This is a genomic window from Mesorhizobium sp. 2RAF21, assembly GCF_052115345.1.
GTDB classification, from domain to species: Bacteria; Pseudomonadota; Alphaproteobacteria; order Rhizobiales; family Rhizobiaceae; genus Mesorhizobium; species Mesorhizobium terrae.
Genome location: NZ_JBFRGM010000014.1, coordinates 50114 through 73532, shown reverse-complemented (window position 1 = coordinate 73532; position 23419 = coordinate 50114). Strand labels below are relative to the sequence as shown.

At 63.3% G+C, this 23419-nt stretch carries 21 protein-coding genes and 1 tRNA gene; 9 read left to right on the top strand and 13 right to left on the bottom strand.

The genetic code is table 11. The annotated features are described in order from the left end of the window. Nucleotides 1–222: 222 nt before the first annotated feature. A complete protein-coding gene (locus AB4136_RS22755; protein ID WP_137900267.1) occupies nucleotides 223–1473 on the bottom strand; it encodes a D-amino acid dehydrogenase in 1251 nt (416 codons plus the stop codon). Nucleotides 1474–1594: 121 nt separating this feature from the next. Next, nucleotides 1595–2593, bottom strand: coding sequence for a UDP-glucose 4-epimerase GalE (galE, locus tag AB4136_RS22750; RefSeq protein ID WP_137900268.1), 999 nt, complete (start codon nucleotides 2591–2593; stop codon nucleotides 1595–1597). A 260-nt stretch (nucleotides 2594–2853) separates the two neighbouring features. Between galE and hemA the strand changes: the two genes are divergently transcribed. Both hemA and AB4136_RS22740 read left to right on the top strand, forming a co-directional pair. Further along, nucleotides 2854–4131, top strand: coding sequence for a 5-aminolevulinate synthase (gene hemA, locus AB4136_RS22745; protein ID WP_024926004.1), 1278 nt, complete (start codon nucleotides 2854–2856; stop codon nucleotides 4129–4131). Nucleotides 4132–4273: 142 nt separating this feature from the next. After that, nucleotides 4274–5782, top strand: coding sequence for a SecDF P1 head subdomain-containing protein (locus tag AB4136_RS22740; protein ID WP_171020906.1), 1509 nt, complete (start codon nucleotides 4274–4276; stop codon nucleotides 5780–5782). 17 nt (nucleotides 5783–5799) lie between these two features. Here the strand turns inward: AB4136_RS22740 and AB4136_RS22735 are convergent, their stop codons facing one another. The 4 genes from AB4136_RS22735 to mscL all read right to left on the bottom strand — a co-directional run bounded on the left by AB4136_RS22735 (nucleotide 5800) and on the right by mscL (nucleotide 9226). After that, on the bottom strand, nucleotides 5800–6288 hold the full coding sequence (locus AB4136_RS22735; RefSeq protein WP_137900269.1) for a molybdopterin-dependent oxidoreductase: 489 nt from the start codon (nucleotides 6286–6288) through the stop codon (nucleotides 5800–5802). A gap of 82 nt (nucleotides 6289–6370) precedes the next feature. Then, a complete protein-coding gene (locus AB4136_RS22730; protein WP_137900270.1) occupies nucleotides 6371–7450 on the bottom strand; it encodes a branched-chain amino acid aminotransferase in 1080 nt (359 codons plus the stop codon). A gap of 80 nt (nucleotides 7451–7530) precedes the next feature. Further along, nucleotides 7531–8697 carry a pyridoxal phosphate-dependent aminotransferase gene (locus AB4136_RS22725; RefSeq protein WP_137900271.1) on the bottom strand — a complete coding sequence of 389 codons (1167 nt, stop codon included), beginning with the start codon at nucleotides 8695–8697 and terminating at the stop codon, nucleotides 7531–7533. A gap of 109 nt (nucleotides 8698–8806) precedes the next feature. Continuing rightward, a complete protein-coding gene (mscL, locus tag AB4136_RS22720; RefSeq protein WP_137900272.1) occupies nucleotides 8807–9226 on the bottom strand; it encodes a large conductance mechanosensitive channel protein MscL in 420 nt (139 codons plus the stop codon). A 246-nt stretch (nucleotides 9227–9472) separates the two neighbouring features. On the opposite strand from mscL, the gene AB4136_RS22715 reads away from it, so the two are divergent. Next, nucleotides 9473–12967, top strand: a complete 3495-nt coding sequence (locus tag AB4136_RS22715) for a NahK/ErcS family hybrid sensor histidine kinase/response regulator (protein WP_171020907.1) — start codon at nucleotides 9473–9475, stop codon at nucleotides 12965–12967. 1 nt (nucleotide 12968) lies between these two features. On the opposite strand, the gene AB4136_RS22710 is transcribed toward AB4136_RS22715, so the two are convergent. Together AB4136_RS22710 and AB4136_RS22705 are read right to left on the bottom strand one after the other, a co-directional pair. After that, the gene (locus AB4136_RS22710) at nucleotides 12969–13625 is read right to left on the bottom strand and encodes a response regulator transcription factor (RefSeq protein WP_024925997.1); all 657 of its coding nucleotides are present in this window, start codon (nucleotides 13623–13625) and stop codon (nucleotides 12969–12971) included. 163 nt (nucleotides 13626–13788) lie between these two features. Next, the gene (locus tag AB4136_RS22705; RefSeq protein WP_024925996.1) at nucleotides 13789–14223 is read right to left on the bottom strand and encodes a hypothetical protein; all 435 of its coding nucleotides are present in this window, start codon (nucleotides 14221–14223) and stop codon (nucleotides 13789–13791) included. Nucleotides 14224–14333: 110 nt separating this feature from the next. Between AB4136_RS22705 and AB4136_RS22700 the strand changes: the two genes are divergently transcribed. After that, the gene (locus tag AB4136_RS22700; protein ID WP_024925995.1) at nucleotides 14334–14684 is read left to right on the top strand and encodes a DUF952 domain-containing protein; all 351 of its coding nucleotides are present in this window, start codon (nucleotides 14334–14336) and stop codon (nucleotides 14682–14684) included. Next, nucleotides 14681–15757 carry a quinone-dependent dihydroorotate dehydrogenase gene (locus AB4136_RS22695; protein ID WP_024925994.1) on the top strand — a complete coding sequence of 359 codons (1077 nt, stop codon included), beginning with the start codon at nucleotides 14681–14683 and terminating at the stop codon, nucleotides 15755–15757. The genes AB4136_RS22700 and AB4136_RS22695 overlap by 4 nt, the downstream gene beginning before the upstream one ends. Here AB4136_RS22695 and AB4136_RS22690 read toward each other — a convergent pair. After that, nucleotides 15754–17091, bottom strand: coding sequence for an MATE family efflux transporter (locus AB4136_RS22690; RefSeq protein WP_024925993.1), 1338 nt, complete (start codon nucleotides 17089–17091; stop codon nucleotides 15754–15756). The genes AB4136_RS22695 and AB4136_RS22690 overlap by 4 nt on opposite strands. Nucleotides 17092–17216: 125 nt before the next feature. On the opposite strand from AB4136_RS22690, the gene AB4136_RS22685 reads away from it, so the two are divergent. After that, complete coding sequence (locus AB4136_RS22685; protein WP_024925992.1) at nucleotides 17217–18119, top strand: histone deacetylase family protein; 903 nt, start codon at nucleotides 17217–17219, stop codon at nucleotides 18117–18119. 3 nt (nucleotides 18120–18122) lie between these two features. On the opposite strand, the gene AB4136_RS22680 is transcribed toward AB4136_RS22685, so the two are convergent. After that, nucleotides 18123–18386, bottom strand: coding sequence for a DUF6460 domain-containing protein (locus AB4136_RS22680; RefSeq protein WP_024925991.1), 264 nt, complete (start codon nucleotides 18384–18386; stop codon nucleotides 18123–18125). Between the two features lie 111 nt (nucleotides 18387–18497). Here AB4136_RS22680 and AB4136_RS22675 point away from each other — a divergent pair. Next, nucleotides 18498–18571, top strand: a tRNA-Gly gene (locus AB4136_RS22675). Nucleotides 18572–18791: 220 nt separating this feature from the next. Here the strand turns inward: AB4136_RS22675 and AB4136_RS22670 are convergent. Further along, nucleotides 18792–19499 (bottom strand): outer membrane protein, encoded by a 708-nt coding sequence (locus AB4136_RS22670; protein ID WP_024925990.1) that lies wholly within the window; start codon nucleotides 19497–19499, stop codon nucleotides 18792–18794. A gap of 408 nt (nucleotides 19500–19907) precedes the next feature. On the opposite strand from AB4136_RS22670, the gene AB4136_RS22665 reads away from it, so the two are divergent. Beyond that, nucleotides 19908–20570, top strand: coding sequence for an outer membrane protein (locus tag AB4136_RS22665; RefSeq protein WP_024925989.1), 663 nt, complete (start codon nucleotides 19908–19910; stop codon nucleotides 20568–20570). A 20-nt stretch (nucleotides 20571–20590) separates the two neighbouring features. Here the strand turns inward: AB4136_RS22665 and AB4136_RS22660 are convergent, their stop codons facing one another. After that, nucleotides 20591–20908 carry a hypothetical protein gene (locus AB4136_RS22660; protein WP_139116506.1) on the bottom strand — a complete coding sequence of 106 codons (318 nt, stop codon included), beginning with the start codon at nucleotides 20906–20908 and terminating at the stop codon, nucleotides 20591–20593. A gap of 123 nt (nucleotides 20909–21031) precedes the next feature. After that, nucleotides 21032–22021, bottom strand: coding sequence for a LysR family transcriptional regulator (locus AB4136_RS22655; protein WP_024925987.1), 990 nt, complete (start codon nucleotides 22019–22021; stop codon nucleotides 21032–21034). Nucleotides 22022–22299: 278 nt separating this feature from the next. Here AB4136_RS22655 and chvE point away from each other — a divergent pair, with 278 nt between their 5' ends. After that, the gene (gene chvE / locus AB4136_RS22650) at nucleotides 22300–23370 is read left to right on the top strand and encodes a multiple monosaccharide ABC transporter substrate-binding protein (protein ID WP_024925986.1); all 1071 of its coding nucleotides are present in this window, start codon (nucleotides 22300–22302) and stop codon (nucleotides 23368–23370) included. Nucleotides 23371–23419: the final 49 nt, after the last annotated feature.

Genomic DNA, 23419 nt, shown 5'->3' with positions numbered 1-23419 from the left:
GCTTCCCTCGAAGCGCTCGAGCGCTTTGTTTTCGCACAATTCCGGACGCAAAATCGCCGCGCGCCTTTGCTGAAACTGCTCAGGCAGCGATCATTTCCCGGCAAAACCGGGAAGTCGAGGTGAAGGCTGGGCAATCCATGAGTTCTCAACCGGTTTGGATGGCGAACTCTTCCGCCAGGTGGCTCCGCATCGCGATGCCCGCGCTCGCAGCACCGTTCCCGCCTAGCCCTTGTAGACAAGCCCCTGCGGGTCGATCTCGGGTTTGCGGCCGGCAACCAGATCGGCCAGGAAGCGGCCCGAGCCGCAGGCCATGGTCCAGCCGACATGGCCATGACCGGTGTCGAGATAAAGGTTGCGGTATTTCGCACGACCGATGACCGGGACGGAGTTCGGCATCATTGGCCGCAGGCCGGCCCAGAGCTCGGCCTTTTTCTCGTCGAAGGCGCCGGGGAACAGGTCCTTCGCCGTCCTGAACATGGCGGCGTAGTCGCTGGGGCGAAACGAACGATCGAAACCGGTGAACTCGGCCGTCGAGGCGAGCCGCAGCCGGTTGCCGAGGCGCGAATAGGCGATCAACTGGTCTTCGTCGGCGCCGCCCATGGTCGGCCCCTTGCTTTCGTCCTCCAGCGGCAGCGTCGCGGTATAGCCCTTGACCGGGTAAACGGGCAGGTCGATGCCGTAGCGGCGGCCGAGCAGGCCGCTCTCCGGGCCCATCGAGATGACGACGGCATCGGCCGAAAGCGGCCCCGCCGACGTCATCACCCGGCGCACGGCGTCGCCCTCGATGTCCAGTCCCTCGACGGTGGTACCATAAAGAAACGTCACGCCGAGTTTTTCGGCGGCATAGGCGGCGAGCCGCTCGACGAACTGCCTGGAATCGCCGGTCTGGTCGATCGGCGAATAGACGCCGCCGGCGATCTTGTCCTTGGCGCCGGCAAGCCCGGGCTCAAGCTCGATGAGCCGGTTGCGATCGACGATCTCGATCGGCAAGCCATGCTCGGCGAGGAAGCGGTAGTTGTCGGTTCCGGTGTCGAGGCTCTGCTGCGAGCGGAAGAAATAAAGGATGCCCTTGCGGCGCTCGTCGTAGCCGATGCCGGTCTCGTCCGAGATGGCGTTGATGCAGTCGCGCGAATAGAGCGCGAGCCTGAGCTTGACCGCCGTGTTGGCGCGCAGCCGCTCCTGCGTGCACTGCCTGAGGAAACGCATGCTCCAGGCCAGGAAATAGGGATCGAAGCGCAGCCTGACCTTGATGCCGAGATCATGGTTGTACAGCGCGCGCAGGAATGTCTTCAGCGCCGTCGGGGAGGCCCAGGCGGTGGCATCGCCCGGCGAAACCAGGCCGGCATTGGAATAGCTGGTGCCGCGCGCCGCGATCTCGTGGCGTTCGACGACCGTCACTTCATGCCCATCCTTGGCGAGAGAATAGGCCGCCGCCGTGCCGACGACGCCTGCGCCGAGAACCAAAATCTTCAATGCCGCCCCCTCAACGCGATGACGAATGCGACCAGCCCCAGCCGCGTCGGCGTTCTCATAACCGCAATCGGCTGGCGTTTCGAGCCTCGAGACGCTGGGCCAGGCCGGAGAATGGCGAACTTCAGCCGCGCGCGGAGTTTTTCCTGGCGAGAATGCGTTCCCACTCCAGCGCATCGCCAACGATCAGGTCGAGATCGTCGCGACGTGGCACCCAACCGAGCTCGCCGCGGGCCCGGTCGGAATTCGCGACGATCGCGGCGGCGTCGCCCGGCCGACGCGGGCCGAGATTGACGGCGAAATCGTGCCCGCAGGCGCGGCGCACGGCATCGATCACCTCGAGCACGGAATAGCCGTGGCCGTAACCACAATTGGCGACCAGATTGCCGCCGCCGGCGCGCAGCCTTTGCAGCGCCAGCCGGTGCGCGGCGGCCAGATCGCTGACATGGATATAGTCGCGCATACAGGTGCCGTCGGGTGTCGGATAGTCGGTTCCGAACACCTGCATGGCGGCGCGTTTGCCCAGCGCCGTCTCGCTGGCGACCTTGATGAGGTGGGTGGCGCCCGGTGTCGACTGGCCGGTGCGGCCCTTGGGATCGGCGCCGGCGACGTTAAAATAACGCAGTGCCGTGTAACGCAGGCCATGGGCGGCTGCCGCATCGCGCAACATCCACTCGCTCATCAGCTTGGAGCGGCCATAGGGCGATTCCGGCGCAGTGCTGGCGTCCTCGACAACCGGCTCCAGCCCGGCGCTGCCATAGACCGCGGCCGTAGACGAGAAGATGAAGTTGGACACGCCGGCCCGCACCGCGGTTTCGATCAGCGTGCGTGTCTTGGAGGTGTTGTTCTCGTAGTAGGCAAGCGGATCGGCGACCGATTCCGGGACGACGATGGAGCCGGCGAAATGGATGATGGCGTCAATGCCATGCTCGCGGATCAGCGCGCCGACCAGTTCCTTGTCGGCAACGTCGCCGACGACAAATTTCGCCTCCGGGGCCACCGCCCAGTCGAAACCGGTGGACAGGCGGTCGATGACGACGACGTCTTCCTCGCCGGAATCCAGCAGCTCCCACACCATGTGGCTGCCGATGTAGCCGGCGCCACCGGTCACCAACACCGCCATTCGGCCACTCCCTTCAAGATTGCGCGAAACAGTCTCATGTGCGGCATCGTTGCCGACGCTAACGGGAAAGCCTTAAAAAGCAATCTGGATGATCGTAGATGCTTGGTTTCGCCTCACCGCAATATTGATCCACATCAAGGGAATAGGCAGCGCTTTGTGTTCGTTGGACTTGGTTCAGGGCGTGGCATTTTGACCAAAGCTGGTCCATGGACGTCAGACGGGCCGATGACTATGATCCGGACGCAAATTGGGAAGCAAAGATGAACTATCAGCGGTTCTTCGAGGAAGCGATCGACCAGCTCCACGCGGAGCGCCGCTACCGGGTTTTCGCCGACCTGGAGCGCATCGCCGGCAAATTTCCGCGCGCCATCTGGCGCTCCAACGGCCGCGCCGAGGAAATCACCGTCTGGTGCTCGAACGATTATCTCGGCATGGGCCAGCATCCTGACGTGATCGCCTCCTTCCAGGAAGCGGCCGGCCGCATGGGCTCGGGCGCCGGCGGCACCCGCAACATTTCCGGCACCAATCACCCGCTGGTCGAGCTCGAGCTTGAACTCGCCGACCTGCACGCCAAGGAGGCGGCGCTGGTCTTCACCTCCGGTTTCGTGTCCAACGAGGCGTCGATCTCGACCATCGCGCGGCTGTTGCCGAACTGCCTGATCATCTCGGACGAGCTCAACCACGCCTCGATGATCGAGGGCGTGCGCCGCTCCGGCGCTGAAAAGAAGATCTTCCGCCACAACGACGTCGCGCATCTGGAGAGCCTGCTGCAGGCGGCCGGGCGCGAGCGCGCCAAGCTGATCGTCTTCGAAAGCGTCTATTCGATGGATGGCGACATCGCACCGATCGAGGCGATCGCCGACCTCGCCGACAAATACAACGCCATGACCTATATCGACGAGGTCCATGCCGTTGGCATGTACGGTCCGCGCGGCGGCGGCATCACCGAGCGCGAGGGCCTGGCCGACCGCATCGACATCATCGAGGGCACGTTGGCCAAGGCGTTCGGCACGCTGGGCGGCTACATCAGCGGCAACAAGGCGGTCATCGATGCCGTGCGTTCCTACGCGCCGGGTTTCATCTTCACCACCGCGCTGCCGCCGGCGCTCGCGGCGGCCACCACGACATCCATCCGCCATCTGAAGAATTCGCAGACCGAACGCGACGCGCAGAAGCGTCAGGCCGAACGCACCAAGCAGGTGCTGGCCGATGCCGGCCTGCCGGTAATGAACTCCGCCACCCATATCGTGCCGGTCCTGGTCGGCGACCCGGAACTCTGCAAGATGGCCAGCGACCGCCTGCTCGGCGTGCATGGCATCTACATCCAGCCGATCAACTACCCGACCGTGCCGCGCGGCACCGAGCGGTTGCGTATCACGCCGACGCCGTTCCATTCGGACGAGCTGATCGCGGAACTGCAGGCAGCGCTGGTCGAGACCTGGGACGCCCTCGGCATCCCCTACGGCGCCGCCGGCCGTCCGTCCGTCACCGAAAACGAGCGCATCGTTTCGCTGCTGGTGCCCAAGTCCGGCGGCTGACGGCAGCCGCTTCCTTAAGCGACGACCCCGGCTGTGTGCAGGTGCTAGCCGGAAATAGTTTCCGTCCATTCCAGCATGCTGTGTGGACAGCCGGAGATTGACGTGTCAGGTCTCGACCGGGGCTTTTGACCGGAAATATCGCATGCCAGTCCGCGCCATTCATCGACGCCGCAAATCCGGATTCGGCTTGCCCGGCCCGTTCACTCTTGCGCTGGCCTGCTGCCTCGGCCTCACCCCCGTTGGCCCGATAAGGGCAGCGGAAAGCGTCACGATCCCTGCATATCAGCCGGCAGTCGGCGCCGAGCATGGCTACCGTATCCAGAAGACGACCGAGACCGACATGTCGCTCTGGTTCGACAAACCGGAAGCGTCTTCGGTGGTGATGCGCGGAGACTTCCGCCATCAGCTGGTCGTTCTCTCGCGCGACGACAAGGCGATGCGCGTCCGGTGGAACCTTTCCGCCGATCTGCCGCCGGGAACGACGGGCGCGGCGGATTCCTATGCGATGAATGCCCAGCTTCGGAATTCGCTGGCTGCCTATGGCGTGCAGCAGCTGGATCTCGACACGGATCTGACCGGCTATCCGACCGCGCTGACGGGAGCCGACCAGATCATCGCCCATATGGAAAACCTCATCGCCACACAGGGAGCTGCCGGCACGACACTGCCGGCCGATAGCGTTGCCAGCCAGATGCTTCAGGCGGTCAAGGACAACCCGCTGAAGGTCGTCGACGTCCTTCTCCCCGAGGTCATCGTTCTCAGCCTAGGACAGGCCACGCAGGAGGGCACCACCGAGGTCGGCAGTACCTGGACCGCAAAAAGCGACGAAAGCATGGGGGACACGCTCGTTCCCGCGACATCGGCGTGGAAGTTCGAAACGACCGACAGCGCAAGGCGCACGGCCACCTTCAGCATGAAACAGAGTTTCGATGCGATGGCTCTGCATTCGGCCATGAAAGCGCGGATCGAAAAGATGATCGCCGCCTTCGCCGAACGCTCAAAGCAGCTGACGGACGAACAGATGGCGCGGGTGCAAAGCTCCCAAAAATCGCGCGACCTGACGCTCGTCATGTCGCTGCAAGACGGTTCGACCGTGGAGGCGCTAGATAGCGTGACGGTGGACACGGGCGGCACGAAGCTCACCATCGTCACGCATATCTGGCGCGACGACCAATCGCCGGTCCTGCCCGAGCCACCCACATGGAATGCCAAGAGCGTGTCGGCCCAAGCGATCAGTCCGCTGGAACAACCCGCGTCCCGGCCTTCTGATCTGGAAAAAACCGGCAGTGAGGCAAAGCCTGGCATACCAATCGAGCAACAAGCTGCAGCCGAGCCGGCCAAAACGGTTGCTCCGGTCTCGCTCAAGATCGCGAAAGCCGAAGTGGTGACGGACTCAGTCAGCTACGGAGCCGCAGTCAAAATCGATATGACACCGGACAGCGCCGGCGCTTTCCGGGATTTCACGACCGCCTCGGTCGGACGGCAAACGCAGCTCGTCGTCGACGGCAAGGTGATCTCGGAGCCGATCATAAGAGAACCGATCACGGGCGGCAGTGTCATGATCAGCGTCGACACTGCAACCGAGGCGCAGTCGCTGGCGCGACAGCTGTCAGCCCCCGGCGCTACGATCACCGTGCGCCTGGCGCCCTGACGAGGCCCTGCGCCCGCCTACTTCACCTCGATCGAGACCACGCCCTTGACGCTTCTGGCGCCGCGGGCATCGCCCGGCACCACCAGCCGGAGCCCTTCGTCCGGCGCCAGCGGCTTGCCGTCGCGCTCCGTGGCGATCAGGATCGCCCGGTTGCCGAAATCCGGCGCGATCTCGCCGATCGAGAAGGCGATGCGGTAGCCGTCTTCGGCGGTCACCAGGAACGTATGCTGCAGGTCTTCGTGGTGGTTCTGGCTGAGCTTGGACAGGCCCTTTTCCTGCAGCAGCGACCACAAAAGCACGCCCTTGTAGTGCCCTTTCTCCACCCCGTTCTTGGTCATGAACGAGACGTCCATTTCCGTCGCCGGAAATTTCGCGAGATCGGCCGGGGTCAGTGTGGCGGAGGTGATACCGACGCCCGAAATGGCGATGCCACCATCTCCCGCACGTGCCCAGGATGGCACGGCCAGCACGAGGAGGAAGGCCAGAAAAGCGCGGGCAGATCTCATGCAAAAGGCTCCGTCATATCCACCTGGATATTACGGAGCCTCAAGGGAAAGGCAACGGCAACGAGCCGCCGGCGCGGGAACCCTAGATCTTGCGCACCCAGCCGTGGTCGTCCTTGACGGTGCCGCGCTGCACGCCGACCAGCTTGGCGCGCAACTGCGAGGTGACCTCGCCGTCGCCGCTGTTGCCGATGGCAAACGAGCCGTCCCTGAACTTCACGGTGCCGATGCCGGCGATGACGGCGGCGGTGCCGCAAGCAAACGCTTCGCGCAGCTTGCCGCTCTTGGCGTCGGCCTGCCATTCGTCGAAGCCGTAGAGGCGTTCCTCGACCGTATAGCCGGCTTCGGCGGCGAGCTTCATGATGGAAGCGCGCGTGATGCCGGGCAGGATCGTGCCCAATGGCGGCGTGACGATGCGCTTGTCGTCCATGACGAAGAAGACGTTCATGCCGCCGAGTTCTTCGATCCAGCGGCGCTCGGCCGCGTCGAGGAAGACGACCTGATCGCAGCCATTGCGGGTGGCTTCGGCCTGGGCGATCAGGCTGGCGGCATAGTTGCCGCCGCATTTGGCGGCACCCGTGCCGCCCGGCGCGGCGCGGGTGTAGTCGTCCGACACCCAAACCGTCACCGCCTTATAGCCGCCCTTGAAATAGGCGCCGACCGGCGAGGCGATGACGCAGAAGATGTATTCGGTGGCCGGGCGAACGCCGAGGAACGCCTCGCTGGCGAACATGAAGGGCCGCAGATAGAGGCTGCCGTCGCCCTCCGGCACCCAGTCGGCGTCGATGCGCACCAGCTTCTCGACGGCTTCGATGAACAGGTCTTCCGGGATAGGCGGCATCGCCATGCGCTCGGCCGACAGGTTCAGGCGGCGTGCATTCTCCTCGGGGCGGAAAAGTGCCAACCCGTCCTTGGTGCGGTAGGCCTTCATGCCCTCGAAGATTTCCTGGGCGTAGTGCAGCACGGCCGCCGCCGGATCGATGGCGAAAGGTGCGCGCGCCTTGACCGCGCCATCGTGCCAGCCGCGCTCGACGCTCCAGGTGATGGTGACCATGTGGTCGGAGAACACCTTGCCGAAACCTGGATTCTCCATCAGCGCAGCACGGGCGGCCGGCGATGTCGGCGATGCATGCGGGATCAAAGCAATGCGCGGCTTTACTGTCATCTGGCGTACTTTCCTCAAGCCGTCCGGTCAGGAGCGGCAAATATCACCTTCTCACAGGCTCGTAACAATCTTGCGCGAAATTACAAGCGCTGCATCCAGTCCGCGACACGCGTCGCTGCCTCCTCGAGCTGATCGAGACGGCGCAGGAAGCACAATCTGAGGAACTGTTCGCCGCCCGGACCGAAGGCGGTGCCCGGCGCCAGACCGACATTGGCATGGTCGACGATGTCGAAGGCGGCGGCGCGCGAATCGACAAGGCCGTCGATGGAAAAGAGCAGATAGAAGGCGCCTGGCGGCACGGCGAAACGCGCCCGGCCCGACCGGCCGAGGATGCCGCAGACGAGATCGCGCGCCTGGCGGGCATGCGCGACCTGGCCGGCGACAAAGGCGTCGCCCTCGTCGAGGGCGGCGACGGCTCCGCGCTGCATGAATTGCGCGACGCCCGAGGTCGAATACTGGATCAGGTTCTCGAACACCTGCTGCAACGACGGATGCGTCTTGATCCAGCCGACGCGCCAGCCGGTCATCGACCAGTTCTTGGAGAAGCTGTTGACGAACAGGATGCGGTCCTCATCGGCCATGATGTCGATGAAGGAGGCGGCCCGGCCGCCGTCATAATGGAACTGCGAATAGATCTCGTCGGCGACGATCCACAGGTTCCTGGCACGGGCCAGGTCGAGGATCGCCTGCAAGGTCTCGCGGTCGGCGGTCCAGCCGGTCGGGTTGGACGGCGTGTTGACGAACAGCGCCCTGGTGCGCGGCGTGATCGCCGCCGCGATCTTGTCGACATCGCAGACCCAGCCATTGTCGGTGAGGTCGAGCACGACCGGCACCGGCACGGCGCCGCCGATACCCGCGGCGGCGGCAAAGTTCGGCCAGGCGGGCGACAGATAGATCACCTCGTCGCCGGCACCGGCCACCGCGTCGAGAGCGAGCTGGATGGCGTGCATGCCGGATCCGGTCAGGATGAACTCCTCCGGCGCGAAGCTCTTGCCGAAATGGCGCCCGTAATAGCGGGACAGAGCCTGCCGAACTTCCGGGATGCCCTTCTGCCAGGTGTAGAAGGTCTCGCCGCCGACAAGCGCGCGGCTAGCGGCCTCAGAGATGAAGGCCGGTGTCGGCTGGTCGCCCTCGCCGGCCCAGAGAGGGATCATCCCGTCGCGACCACGCCCGTGGTTCATCACCGCGACGATGCCGCTTTCGGGAGCAGCGCGCGCCTCGGCGCGCAAATTCTCGACCATGTCCATGGCAGGTTCCGTGTTTTCCTGCCGGCGAGTGCTATCGCGTTTCCCAAAGGCCGAAAACAGAAAAACCCGGCCGCAAGCGACCGGGTTCTTGGTCCAGACGGGCGAAAAGCTACTTCTTGGCGAGCAGGTCGCGAATTTCGGTGAGCAATGCCACATCGGCGGGCGGTGCAGCCGGAGCCGGGGCCGGCTTTTCCTTTTCCAGGCGCTTGCGCATGTTGTTCACGGCCTTGACCATGATGAAGATTATGAAAGCAAGAATTAGGAAGTTCAGAAGCACCGTGATGAAATTACCATAAGCGAACACAGCACCCTGTTTGCGCGCATCCGCGAGATTGGTGGCGGTCACCGTCGACGAAAGCGCCCAGAAATAGTTCGAGAAATCGACACCACCGAGCGCCCCGATCCAGGGCATGATGATGTCGTTGACCAGCGAATCGACGATCTTGCTGAAGGCAGCGCCGATGATGACGCCGACCGCCAGATCCATGACATTGCCTTTGGAGATAAATTCCTGAAACTCTTTCAGCATCTTTTCCCTCTTGGTCGCGCAGGCTGCTTCCACAGCGGACTATCGGTCCCCTGTCCCGATTCGAGCATACAACAGCAAAAAACTCAGGTTGCACAGGCGAAAAACGCGAAGTGACGCGCGCCGCACTGCGCGGCCGTCAGCATCTCCATGGCTTCCCGGCTGCGCCCAATGTCGTGATGGACTTGGCCTGGAAGCTGTGATTGCCTCGATCGGGAAGAGCAACGCAATATGGGAGGAGGACCCGGCGTGCAGGGCTGGTTCATCGTCATCATAGCGCTTGCCTATGTGACGCTTCTGTTCGGGATCGCCAGCCTCGGCGACCGGCGCTCGATCGCCGCTGGCCCGGGGCGGCCACGGCCGTTCATCTATGCGCTCAGCCTCGCCATCTACTGCACGTCCTGGACCTTCTTCGGCTCGGTCGGCCTGTCGTCGGAGCGCGGGCTGGAATTCCTCGGCATCTATATCGGCCCGATCCTTTTGTTCGTCTTCGGGTTTCCGCTCCTGTCGCGCATCGTGCGGCTGGCCAAGGCGGAGAAGATCACCTCGGTGGCCGACTTCCTCGGCGCGCGCTATGGCAAGAGTTTCACCGTCGCGGCGATCGCCACGCTGATCGCGGCCGTCGGCGCCGTGCCCTATATCGCCCTGCAGTTGAAGGCGATCTCCGGTTCGGTCAACCTGATGGTCGAACATTATTCCGGCTCGCCGCTCTCCTTCGACCCCTTCGTTTCAGACATCTCGCTGATCGTGGCGATGCTTCTGGCGGTGTTCGCCGTGCTGTTCGGCACCCGCCACGCCGACGCCACCGAACATCAGGACGGGCTGGTTCTGGCCGTGGCGGTGGAATCGGTGGTCAAGCTCGCCGCTTTCCTGGCGATCGGCCTGATGGTCACCTTCCTGATCTTCGGTGGACCGGGAGACATGTTCGAGCAGTTCGCGGCGACGCCGAAGGTCAAGGATGCCATGGGCTATGGCACGTCGCTGGCCACATGGCTGGTGCTGACCGGGCTCAGCGCCTTCGCCATCGTCATGCTGCCGCGCCAGTTCTATGTGATGATCGTGGAGAACCGCAGCGAGCGCGAGCTGCGCACGGCGACATGGGTCTTCCCGCTCTACCTGATCGCCATCAACCTGTTCGTGCTGCCGATCGCCTTTGCCGGGCTGAGCTTTGTCGGCGGCCGCACCTCGAGCGACCTCTACGTTTTGTCGCTGCCGCTGCTCAGCGGCCATGACGGGCTGGCGATGGCCGCGTTCATCGGCGGGCTCTCGGCCGCCACCGCCATGGTCATCGTGGAGTGCGTCGCGCTGGCGATCATGATTTCCAACGATCTCGTCATTCCGCTGTTCGTGCGCCGTGTGTTGAAGAACAGCGCTTCGGAAAACGAGGATTGGTCGACGCTGATCCTCAATGTGCGCCGCGCCTCGATCTTCATCGTGCTGTTCATCGCCTTTCTCTACTATCGCGCCTCCACCGACAGCGCGCGGCTCTCCTCCATCGGCCTGATGTCCTTCGCGGCGATCGCGCAATTCGCGCCGGCATTGATCGGGGGCCTGATATGGCGCCGCGCCAACGGACGGGGTGCTGCGCTCGGCATGGTGGCGGGCATTGCCATATGGGCCTTCACGCTCTTGTTTCCCTCGATCGCGTCACCCGACAACACCATCGTCGCGCAGGGCCTGTTCGGCATCCAGGCGCTGCGACCGCAGGCGCTATTCGGCACGATTGCCGAACCGCTCAACCACGGCGTCATGTGGAGCCTGGCCATCAACGCGCTGTTCTTCGTGTTCGGCTCGCTGTCGCGCGCCTCGGTTCCGCTTGAGCGCATCCAGGCCGCGATCTTCGTGCCGCGCGACACGAGCCCGAAGCCCAGCCTGCGTCGCTTTCGCACCGCCACCACCGTCAACGACCTGAAGGACACGATCGGCCGTTACCTCGGGGTCGAACGCACCGAACGTTCGTTCCAGACCTTCGAACGGGACCAGGGCATTTCCCTGCATGGCAACGAACAGGCCAGCATGGAGACGATCCGGTTTTCCGAGCAGCTCCTGGCCAGCGCCGTCGGCTCGTCCTCGGCAAGGCTTGTGCTGTCGCTGCTGTTTCGCCGCAACGACCGAGAGTCCCGCGATGCCTTCCGGCTGCTCGACGATGCCACCGAGGCTCTGCAACACAACCGCGACCTTCTGCAGATCGCGCTGGACCAGATGGAACAGGGCATCACCGTCTTCGACCGTGACTTCCGGCTGATCTGCTGGAACCGTCAGTATCGGTCCCTGTTCGATTTGCCCGACGACATGGGCCAGGTCGGCGTGTCGCTCGACCGTATCCTCGGTCATCTGGCCGAGCGGGGCGACATTTCACCCGAAACCGGGCTTGCCGTGCTCGACCGGCTGGCCAGTTTCGTCGGCCCCTGGCAACTCGAGCTCAAAACCAGCGGCCGCATTCTGGAGCTGCGATCGAACCCGATGCCGGATGGTGGCCTGGTCGCCACCTATGCCGACATCTCCGCGCGCGTCGAGGCGGATCTGGCGCTCAAGCGCGCCAATGAATCGCTGGAACAGCGCGTTAAGAGCCGCACCGCCGAACTCACCCGGGTCAACGAAGAACTGGCGCAGGCGCAGATGCTGGCCGAGGAGGCAAATCTCGGCAAGACGCGGTTCCTGGCCGCCGCCGGCCACGACATCCTGCAGCCGCTGAATGCCGCCCGCCTCTATTGCGCCTCGCTGATCGAGAAGGCCGGCAAGGGCGCAAGCGGACAAGCGGCGATCAACATCGAATCCTCGCTGGAATCGGTGGAGACCATTCTGGGTGCCGTGCTCGACATCTCGCGGCTGGATGCGGGCGCGATGAAACCAGAAGAGACGACCTTCCGCCTCGACGGCCTGCTTCGACAGGTCGGCACGGATTTCAAACCGCTCGCCGCTGAAAAACGCCTGAAACTGACCATCGTGCCCTCGTCGCTGTCGGTGACAACCGACCGCAACCTGCTCAGGCGGCTCATCCAGAACCTGGTGTCAAATGCCATCAAATACACGCGCAAGGGCCACATACTGGTCGGCGTGCGGCGGCGCGGCGAACTGGTGGAGCTGCAAGTGATCGATACCGGCATCGGCATTGCCGGCGACAAATTGAACACTGTCTTCCACGAATTCACGCGGCTCGACGAAGGCGCGCGCGAGGCAGAGGGGCTCGGCCTCGGGCTGTCCATCGTCGACCGCATCGCCCGCGTGCTCAGGCTGGAGATCAGGCTTTTTTCCAACCAGGGCAGAGGTACCCGATTCTCCGTCGTCATGCCGGTGGCGGCAGCCGCGGAAGCGGCACCCGAAGCCAGGCCCCGCATGGCGGCGCGTCTCGGTTCGACACTTGCCGGCCTCTCAGTCGTCTGCATCGACAACGACACCCGCATCCTGGAAGGCATGCGGCTGCTGATCGAGGGTTGGGGATGCACGGCAACGACCTTGCAGGGCTCCGCCGATTTCAAGGCAAGGGCCAGCGCGCTGGCGCAACCCGACCTGATCCTCGCCGACTATCACCTTGATGGGGAAACGGGCCTGGATGTCGTCGCCCATCTGCGCCGGCACTATCGCGAGGCGATACCGGCGGTTCTGGTGACGGCCGACCGCACCAGCGAGGTGCGCATGGCGGCCGCCGAACTCGACGTGCCAGTGATCAACAAGCCGGTGAAGCCGGCGGCGCTGCGCACGATGATGGCAAGGGTGAAGCCGCTGGCACCTGCGGCGGAATAGATCAGCCGTTCTGCAGCGGGTCGCCGCCGATCTTGGCGAGTTGGATCACCGCCTGGGTGCGGCTGTCGACATCGAGCTTCTGCAGGATCGCCGAGACATGCGCCTTGATGGTTGCTTCCGAGACGCCGAGTTCATAGGCGATCTGCTTGTTGAGCAATCCTTCGCCCAACATGCCAAGCACCCGCGTCTGCTGCGGCGTCAGGGTCTGCAGGCGCTTGATGAGATCGGAGATTTCCTGATCGCGCTCGATGCCGAGATCGATGCCGGCGGGGACGGCGATATCGCCGGCGAGCACGGCCTTCACCGCCTCGCGGATGTCTTCCATGCTGGCCGACTTGGAGATGAAGCCGGAAGCGCCCAGTTCGAGCGCGCGGCGGATGGTGACCGGGTCGTCATGCGCCGAGACCACCACCATCGGCACCGACGGATGGATGCCGCGCAGCGAGATCAGGCCCGACAGCCCGCTGGCGCCGGGCATGGACAGGTCGAGCAGCAGGAGATCGATGTCCTCATTGGCGGTGACCAGCGCCTTGACGCTGTCGAAGTCACCGGCCTCATGAATGACGGCCACATCGCCGACGCCGGTAAGCGCCGCCTTGAGCGCCCCGCGAAAAAGGGGGTGATCGTCGGCGATGACGAAGCTGTAGCCTGCCGGCAAGATGTCCCTCCCCGATCCCTGTTCTCTTCCCGCAGGATCAAGCGATTGGATTATGCGGTGGCGGACGTCGTTTTCAAGCAGCAAAGACGACAGTCGGAAGGTTCCCAACAAGCTAGCCTGGATCAGGATCACTTCGATCCGATCCGGGTGGCGCCCAGAAAGCTCAGGTCTTCTGCAGACTTGGCTTGGTCGGGTCGCCGTTTTCCTTGTCCATGTCCTTCACGATGCCCATGAAGCCGCGCACGAAGCGCTCCATGTAGCTCATCGTCTTGTTGAAATCCTCCTCGCTGGGCAGCTTGGATTCCAGCTTGGCCGACAACGAATTCTCGAGCTTGGTGACACGACCGTCCAGGGCCTTGACCGTGCCTTGCAGACGGTCGATCTCGTCCTGGAAGGCAGCGCGTTCGTCGGCGGCGACGCGGCACACTAATTGCCCGTCGCGTTCGTTGCAGACCGACATGGCCCCAGTCTGGGTGTCCATGCGGACATAGCCCTGGTCAGTCTTTTCCAGCCGGTAGCGGCCGGCATCCTCGGCCAATGCGGGCGCGGCAAACAGCGCGGCCAGCGTAGCGGGAACGATGAGGTGTTCGAAACGCATGGTTTCCTCCTTCAGCCGTTGCGCGCAATCTGTCTGCGCTTTGCGCCGGAAATGGGGAGAGCCGCTTCTGCGCTCTTTTCCGGCCGTCACAATCAGACTATAGCGCAACCATGTCACGATTTATCTACAAGATCGTGCCGCAGGCCCTGTGGCGCGAAGCTGAACTTGCAGGCCGCTTCGACGGCGCTCCGATCGATTTCGCCGACGGCTACATCCATTTCTCGACCGCCACACAGGTCCAGGAAACCGCGGCTCGCTACTTCGCCGGCCAGAACGACCTTTTGCTGGCCGCGATCGACGGGACCAAGCTCGGCGAAGCGCTGAAATATGAAGTTTCGCGCGGCGGCGCGCTGTTCCCCCACCTCTACGCCCCCCTCGAATTCGACGCCGTTGCCTGGGTGAGATCTCTGCCGCTCGGCCCCGACAGCAGCCATGTCTTTCCGGAACTGGAGGCCGAATGAGCCTGATCGACCGCATCGGCCAGCAGGTTCTGTTCAGCTTCGATCCCGAAACCGCGCATGGGCTCACGATCGCCGCCTTGCGCTGCGGCTTGCCCGTGGCGACACGCCCGCCACGCGACGAGCGGTTGAAAGTAAGCCTGTGCGGGCTCGATTTCCCGAACCCGCTCGGCATGGCGGCCGGCTACGACAAGAATGCGGAAGTGCCGGACGCGCTGCTCTCGCTCGGCTTCGGTTTCGCCGAGGTCGGCACGGTGACGCCGCTGCCGCAGACGGGCAATCCGAAGCCGCGCATCTTCAGGCTGACGCGCGACGACGCCGTCATCAATCGGCTGGGCTTCAACAATGAAGGCCACGACGCCGCCGAAAGACGGCTTGCTGCCCGCAGGCAGCGTGGCGGCATCATCGGCGTCAACATCGGCGCCAACAAGGACAGCGCCGACCGCATCGACGACTATGAGAAGGGTATCGCGCGTTTCGCACCGCTTGCCTCTTACCTCACGGTCAACATCTCGTCGCCCAATACGCCTGGCCTGCGCACCATGCAGGCGCGCGAGCAACTGGCCGAGCTTCTTTCGCGCGTCATGGCCGCGCGTGAAGCCGCCGCCGCCAGGCCACCAGTGTTTCTGAAGATCGCACCGGACCTCATCGAGGCCGAACTCGAGGACATCGCCGCGGAAGTCACCGAAAACGCGGTGGACGGTGTCATCGTTTCCAACACGACGATCGCCCGGCCGGCGCTCAAGAGCACCAGCCATGCCGGCGAAACCGGCGGCCTTTCGGGCAAGCCGCTGTTCGAGCGCTCGACCGCCGTGCTGGCCAGGATGCGCAAGCTGCTTGGTGCGGATCGCGCGATCATCGGGGTCGGTGGCGTCGATTCGGCAGAGACCGCATTGGAGAAAATCCGCGCCGGCGCCGATCTCGTGCAGCTTTATACCGGCATGATCTATGCCGGACCATCCTTGCCGGGACGCATCGTCGCCGGCATGTCCAGTCTCGCCGACCGCGAGGGACTGAAGTCCATCCGCGAGCTTCGCGACAGCAAGCTCGCCGACTGGCTGGCGAAACCGATCTAAAAGGCTTCGCGCACCCGCCGCTGCATGATCGAGAACAGGCTGATGCCGCGCACCAGCAGGAAGACGTGCAGCGCCGCCCACAGGCCGTGATTGCCGAAGGCTGGTGTCAGTGTCAGCAACGCTGCCAGGAACACGCAGAACGACAACAGCATCATGTTGCGCATGTCGCGCGACCAGGTGGCGCCGATGAACACGCCATCCATCTGGAAGGCGAGCACGCCGCTCAGCGCTGTGAACGCGGCCCAGGGCAGATAGGTGTCGGCCACCGTGCGCACGGCATCGGAGGTGGTGACGACACCGACCAGGGCGGCACCGCCAAAGAGCAGCACCAGCGTCGCGACACCGGCGAGGCCATAACCCCACAGAAGCGTCAGCCGCACCGCGCGCCGGAACGAACGTTCGGCGCGGGCGCCGATGGCGCGTCCCGCCAGCTGCTCGGCAGCTGTGGCGAAACCGTCGAGGAAATAGCCTGCGATGAGAAAGAAGTTCATCAGCACGGCATTGGCGGCGAGCGTGACCGTGCCGAACTGCGCGCCCTGGCGCGTGAACAGAGCGAATGCGGCCAGAAGCGAGAAGGAGCGGATCATGATGTCGCGGTTCAGCGACATCATGTGCTTGAAGGCCGACCAGTCGAGGATGCGGCTCATCGGCAAGCGGGGCGCACGGGAAAAGCGCCTCAGCACAATCGCCAATCCCAGCAACATCGCGCAAAACTCGCCGGTCAGCGTCGCCCAGGCAACGCCGGCCACGCCCCAGCCGAGCTCCAGGCCGAGCACGATGCAAAGCGCGATGTTGATGCCGTTGAGAACGATCTGCAGGAACAGGCCGAGATTGCCTTCGCCACGGCCCAGCACGTAGCCGAGGATGGCGTAGTTGACGAGCGAGAAGGGCGCGGCAAGCAGGCGGATGCGGATGTAGAGATCCATCGCCTCGTTGACCCGCTGCTCAGCCCCCATGAATTTCTGGCCGAGAACGGAGGCGACCGGGGCAAGTGCCGCCAGCACGACGCCGGCGACGATGGCGATCAGCACCGAACGCCAGAAAACCGCCTGCTCCTCGGCAGTGTCGCCGCGACCGAAAGCCTGCGCGACCAGACCGGTGGTGCCGGAACGCAGGAAATTGAAGGTGGTGAAGACGACGTCGAACACCAGCGCGCCGGCGGCGAGGCCGCCAAGCAAGGCGGCATCGCCGAACTGACCGACCACCGCCGTGTCGACCAAGCCGAGCAGAGGCGTTGTCAGATAGGCGAGCGTCATCGGCACCGCGATGGCGAGCACCGAGCGGTTGGTGACGACGAACGACCGGCTCGCGGTCGCTGACGATGCCTGGTCCAGTGGTGCCTCCCAGCGGCCTCTTGAACGGGTCGCCGATGTGGCCCAATTTCGCTGTACCGCGCAACTGACATTCCGGACCGGGCAACCGAAATTCCCGCTCTGGCGCATGTTTATGGATACGCCGCTTGCCACTGCAGATCGTCCACCATCCGGACTACGATGCCGGCTTCGCCGTCAATCACCGCTTCCCGATGAGCAAATATCCGCTTTTGATGGAGACGTTGTCGGCGCGTGGATTGGCTCTACCGGGCGCCTTGCATCAGCCCCGGCCCGCGTCAGCCAACTGGTTGAAATGCGCGCATGACGCAACCTATGTCGATCAGGTCATCGACTGCGCGGTGCCGGCGAAAATCGAACGCGAGATCGGCTTTCCTGTCGGCCCGCGGGTGTCGTTGCGTGCCCAGCTTGCGGCCGCTGGCACCGTTCTGGCCGCACGGCTGGCGCTCGAACATGGCATAGCCTGCAATGCCGCCGGCGGCAGCCATCATGCGCGCCGCGCGCAAGGCGCCGGTTTCTGCACCTTCAACGACGTCGCGGTGGCGGCGCTGACATTGCTGGACGAAGGCCGGGTCGGCAACGTTCTAGTGGTCGACCTCGACGTGCATCAGGGCGATGGCACCGCCGACATCCTGCGCGACGAGCCGCGCGTGTTCACCCTGTCCGTGCATGGCGAGCGCAACTACCCGGTTCGCAAGATCGCTTCCGACCTCGACATCGCCTTGCCCGACGGAACCGGCGACCGCGACTATCTGGACCGGCTGGACGGCCTGCTGCCGGTCATCTCCGGCCAGCGACCCTGGGACCTTGTCTTCTACAATGCCGGCGTCGACGTGCACGCCGAGGATCGGCTCGGCCGGCTCTCGCTCAGCGATGACGGCATTCGTGCGCGCGAACGGGCAGTGATCGGCCATTTCCGCCGGCGCGGCATACCGCTGTGCGGTGTCATCGGCGGCGGCTATTCCACCGACGTGCCGGCGTTGGCCGGCCGCCACGCCATCCTGTTCGAGGAAGCGGCGGCCGTAGCCTGAGCGTTATTTGCGATAGCTCGCCAGCCGCAGGATGATGAAGGCCGGCACGACGATCGCGGCACCCAAAAGGATATAGCCGACGAAACGGTCGATGGCGCGGAAGCCCATGTGCCACAGGTCGAGGAAGAAATTTTGGATGCCATAGAGCACGTCGAACGGCGACCAGCCGAAGGCGCTCATGACAATGCCGACCAGGAACGACACCACGACAAGCTTGAGCAGGATCTTGAGCGGCGTGTCGCCGAGAAAGCGGGTCAGTGCAGACAAGGCTCTTCTCCGTTGCAGTCCCTGAGCGTGAGATACGCGCTCGCGGCACTTGCTTCAAGCCGCCGCTTTCTGATTGCCCGAGCCGAGGCGGCCATGCTAACTGGGCGGCGCGCGGGTATGATGTAATGGTAGCCTGTCAGCTTCCCAAGCTGAACGCGCGGGTTCGATTCCCGCTACCCGCTCCAAATCATCAAAGCTAAATAATTGATCCGGCAGAGCCTGCGGCAAGGCCGAACGCATATACAACGGCCAGGCGCGGTTTATGAAAACTCATCCTGTGACGCGATTTGTGCCACAACATGTGACCCAATATTGCGACCATCTACCCTTGCCAAATCGAATCCCGATTTACGACGCTTAGACGTAAATAGGGAGGCAACAGCACTGTTTCGATGTCCGCTTACTTCAGAATTTATAATTCAACCGCGCCAGAACAAGGTCTGTATCTCCGCCTGTTTTGAAGCCTTGCACGCTGGGACCCTTGGGAACCGTGAAGGACACATCACGCTCTGTTTCAAAGATCCGATTGTATTCGACGCCAAGCGACCAGTTTTGGCTAAGCGCGTATTCTGTGCCAACGCCCACAGTTCCGCCAAAACGGGTTTTGACCCCTGTTTCGGAGGCTAAAACACCGCCTGGAGCCAAAAACTGATAGTTGCGACGCGTGATAGCTGCACCGCCTTTCACATAGACTAGGAAATCATTCCATGCGTAACCGACCTGTCCGGTAAACAAGCCAAAAGCCTTTGTCTTGGAACGAACGATACCGCCGGGAACAAGGAGGTTGTCGCTACTACCCGACAGGTCAGCCCAGTTGCCTTGTCCTTCCAGCCCAGACACCCAGCCATCCATCTGCCAGCGGTAGCCAACCTGGCCGCCGACGGTCCCGCCATTTCCATCATAATCAGCGGCAGTTCCCACTCCGATCACAGATCGATTATCGTGACTTTGGCCCCACCCGCCGTTGATGCCGGCATAAAAACCGCTCCAATCGCGGCCTATGGTGATCTCCGTATTGGGTGCAGCTCCGGCGCTGGAAGCAGAAATATCCGCGGCTGCGGCGGGCACCATAGGTGCGGTTAAAGAAAATACGGTGAGCAGAAATACCCTCATGGAGATGTAGCCCCTTTCCCTAGACGCTATCCGCGTTAAAATTATGTAATGTAATAACATAAATAAACTTAATGTCTAGAGCCTTCATTGAAGCACTCCGGAGAGGGCAGGCTTGCTATGTTGACCACGTCATTTCGTGACACGATTTGCGCCACAATCCATGACATCAAACTCATGGCCAACGGTGCTTAGCCATTGATTTTACGGTACAAGAATTTCGGCTCTGCGCCCGCTACCCCGCTCCAGCTCATTTCGTGGTTTCGGCGCCGGGAAGGGTGAACGTCTCCGCCGTGCTTCCCGTCGTATCCGCGCAACACCGCGTTGAAATCCGCGTGATCCGGCAAGCCGCCGCTATTTCCAATCGGCATGGTTGCACGTAGGATGCGCTCGTCTGCACAGGGGCATCCGATGAAGCGCTACTTCATTGCTTTCGCCTTGCTCGCCACGCCGATCAGCGGAGCGTTTGCTGCTGACGCGGTTGTGGACCTTCCTGTCGCCTCGACTTTCGACTGGAATGGCGCCTATCTCGGCGGCCAGGCCGGATATGGCTGGGGCCGCGCCGACAATTCGTTTCCTTCCAATCCCGCAGCCGAAATCAGCGGCAGCGTCGATGGCGGATTTGGCGGCCTTTATGGCGGCTGGAACATCCAGAACGGCAATTTCGTCGGCGGCATCGATGCCGACATCAACTATTCAGGGATCAAGGGCACGTCCACCAATGCGGCAACCGGGGAATCGCTCAACACCAAGGTGACCTGGACCGGCGACATACGCGGGCGCGTCGGCTACGCAATGGACAATCTGCTCATCTACGGTGCCGGCGGCCTGGCGCTTGGCGGCATCAAGGTGAATGTCTCCAACGCCGGCGGCACCTTTGCCAGCGCCAGCGAAACCCGTGCGGGCTGGACGCTTGGCGCCGGCGCTGAATATGCGTTCTCGAACAATTGGGTCGGTCGCGCGGAATATAAATACACCGACTTCGGCAAGGTCGGTTATTCCGCTCCCGCGGGCGATGGCTCGGTCGAGGTCAACACCAACACGCTTGCCATCGGCTTCGCTTACAAATTCTGAGCGATTTCAGGCTTGCAGGCCTATTGGGCGGCGGGTCCGTTTCGATAGGCGATGCCAGTCGCGCCGGTCCCTGGCAGTACCATGCAGCGATCCACCAAGCCTGTCGTGACGTATTTCACGCGATAGATGCCATTGGCGTTAATTGCCGCAGCCTGCTGCTTCAAGGCATTCAGCGCATCGGTTGACGGCGGCGCGGTATCGAAGGGACCCTTGGCGCAAACGACGGCGGAAACCCGGCTCATGATGATGCCGTTGATCGGCAGATCATCCATGATCGCGATATCGGCACCTGCCGGCGCCGACGGCTTCGGGCCGCCGGCACAGGCGGCCAGCGACATCACGGCAATGATCCAAAGGGCATGAGCGCGCATCCCGTTTTCATGCCAGCTATGCTCGCCCGATGCAACAAGGCGACCGGCTTGTCGCGGCAGGCTGCTCGCGCCCCTTTGGGCCGAGACCTTTCAGCTCACTTCCTTGAGGATGAAATCGTAGAGCATCTTGGCGGCGGGAGAGAGCACGCGCTGCTTCATGGTGATCAGCGAATAGGGCCTAACCTCGATGTCGAAATCGGTCGGCACGACATCGATGGCGCCGGCGAGACCGTCCGCCCCCTGGATGAACTTCGCCACCTGGACCGATACCGGTGCGATGGCCTCCGACTGCGAAACCATCACCAGCGTCAAAAGCAGCGAGCTGGTGTTGAAGATATGCTCGGGCAGCGGGATGTTGCGGTTGAGGAAATTCGCCTCCATCACCTGCCGCAACGGCGAGCTGCCGGACTGGAACACCCAATCATAGCCGGCGGTCTCTTCCAGGCGAACCGCTTTCCTGCCCATCAGCGGATGACCGCGCCGGACGATCAGGCAAGCCTTTTCGATGCCGATGACGCGACTTTCGAACAGGCGCGGATTGAGGTCGTCGGGGATGCGGGCGATGATGAAATCGTGCCGCATGGCGATCAGTTCCCGCGCCAGCACGTTGCTGGTCTCGACCTGCATGGTGATCTCGATGCGCGGATAGAGTTTGCGAATTTCGCGGATCGCCGGAACGGCCAGTTCGATCGCCGGCGCCGTCACTGCTCCGAGGAACACCGAGCCGCCCTTGCCGGCCTTGAGCTCGGCGATCTCCCGGTCCGTCTCGCGCATCTCGATCAGGATGATGCGCGCGCGCCGCACCAGCGCCTTGCCATAAGGCGTCAACGCCACGCCACGCGGCAGGCGCTCGCACAAGGGAACGTTGAGAATGGCCTCCATCTCGGCGATCATGCGCGAGGCGGCCGGCTGGGAAATGTTCATGACCTGCGCCGCCGCGCTGACCCGGCCGTGATCGTCGAGCGCCACGATCATGCGCATGTGACGCAAGCTGAGCCCACTGTGCAGAAGCGCGGTACCGTCGCCGCGCTCGCCATTGTTGCGCTGGGTGTCCACTGACGCCTTGCCGATCTCGACCATGTCCTACCCCATCTGCACGGCCCGAAGGCCGTACGCATATCAGATTCGATATACCAAACATCGAAGATCGAATTTGACAGTTATGGCAAAGAGACACAACCTTCGCGCGCCACGCCTGCCGCGACCTTCACCGACCCACCGGGGCCGGTTGGAACCGGACGGCGAGGATCGATTGGGAGGTTAGCAGGATCGATATGCTCGTCGGCGCGATGCGCCCGGCGAGAGTGGCCGGGCGAAACAGGCCGGGCGCCGCTTTCATCAACTAGGGAGAGAGTACCGTGAAGATCATCAAGACGTTCGTCGCCGCGCTCGCGGTCGGCATCGCGGCCATGAGCTATTCGGCGCAGGCCGCGGAAAAGGGCCTTGTCGGCGTGCTGATGCCGACCAAGACCTCGCAGCGCTGGATCAACGATGGCGATGCCGTCAAGTCGCAGCTCGAGGCGCTCGGCTACACCGTCGACCTGCAATATGCGCAGGACGACATTCCAAACCAGCTGAGCCAGCTGGAAAACGAAATCACCAAGGGTCCGAAAGCGCTGATCATCGCCTCGATCGACGGCACCACCATGGGTGACGCACTGCAGAAGGCCAACGACGCCGGCGTTGTCGTCATCGCTTATGACCGCCTGATCAAGAAGACGCCGAATGTCGACTACTACACCACCTTCGACAATTTCGGCGTCGGCGTGATCCAGGCCGACTCGCTGGTGAAGGGCCTCAAGGAGCGTTTCCCCAACACCAAGCCCTGGAATGTCGAGCTGTTCGGCGGCTCGCCGGACGACAACAATGCCTTCTTCTTCTACAACGGCGCCATGTCGGTGCTGCAGCCGCTGATCGACAACGGCACTGTCAAGGTCAAGTCGGGCCAGATGGGCATGGACAAGGTCGGCACGCTGCGCTGGCTGGCCGCCACCGCGCAGGCCCGCATGGACAACCTGCTCTCCGCCAACTACTCGGACGGCAGCCGCGTCGACGGCGTATTGTCTCCCTATGACGGCCTGTCGCGCGGCATCACCGCCTCGCTCCGCGCCGTCGGCTACGGCACTGCCGCTCAGCCCTGGCCGATCGTCAGCGGCCAGGACGCCGAGACCGCCTCGGTCAAGCTGATCATCTCGGGCGAACAGTATTCGACCGTGTTCAAGGACACGCGCGAATTGGCCAAGTCGACGGTGCAGCTCGTCGACAAGGTGCTGTCGGGCGGCAAGCCGGACGGCCTCGACACCAAGACCTACAACAACGACGTCAAGGTCGTTCCCTCGATCCTGTTGACGCCGCATGAGGTCGACAAGGCGAACTACGAGAAGCTGGTCGTCGAGTCCGGCTACATCAAGGCCGAAGAACTGAAGTAATTCGTCCTTGCCTCGGGCTCCGCGCCAGGCGCGGAGCCCCCTTTTTAGA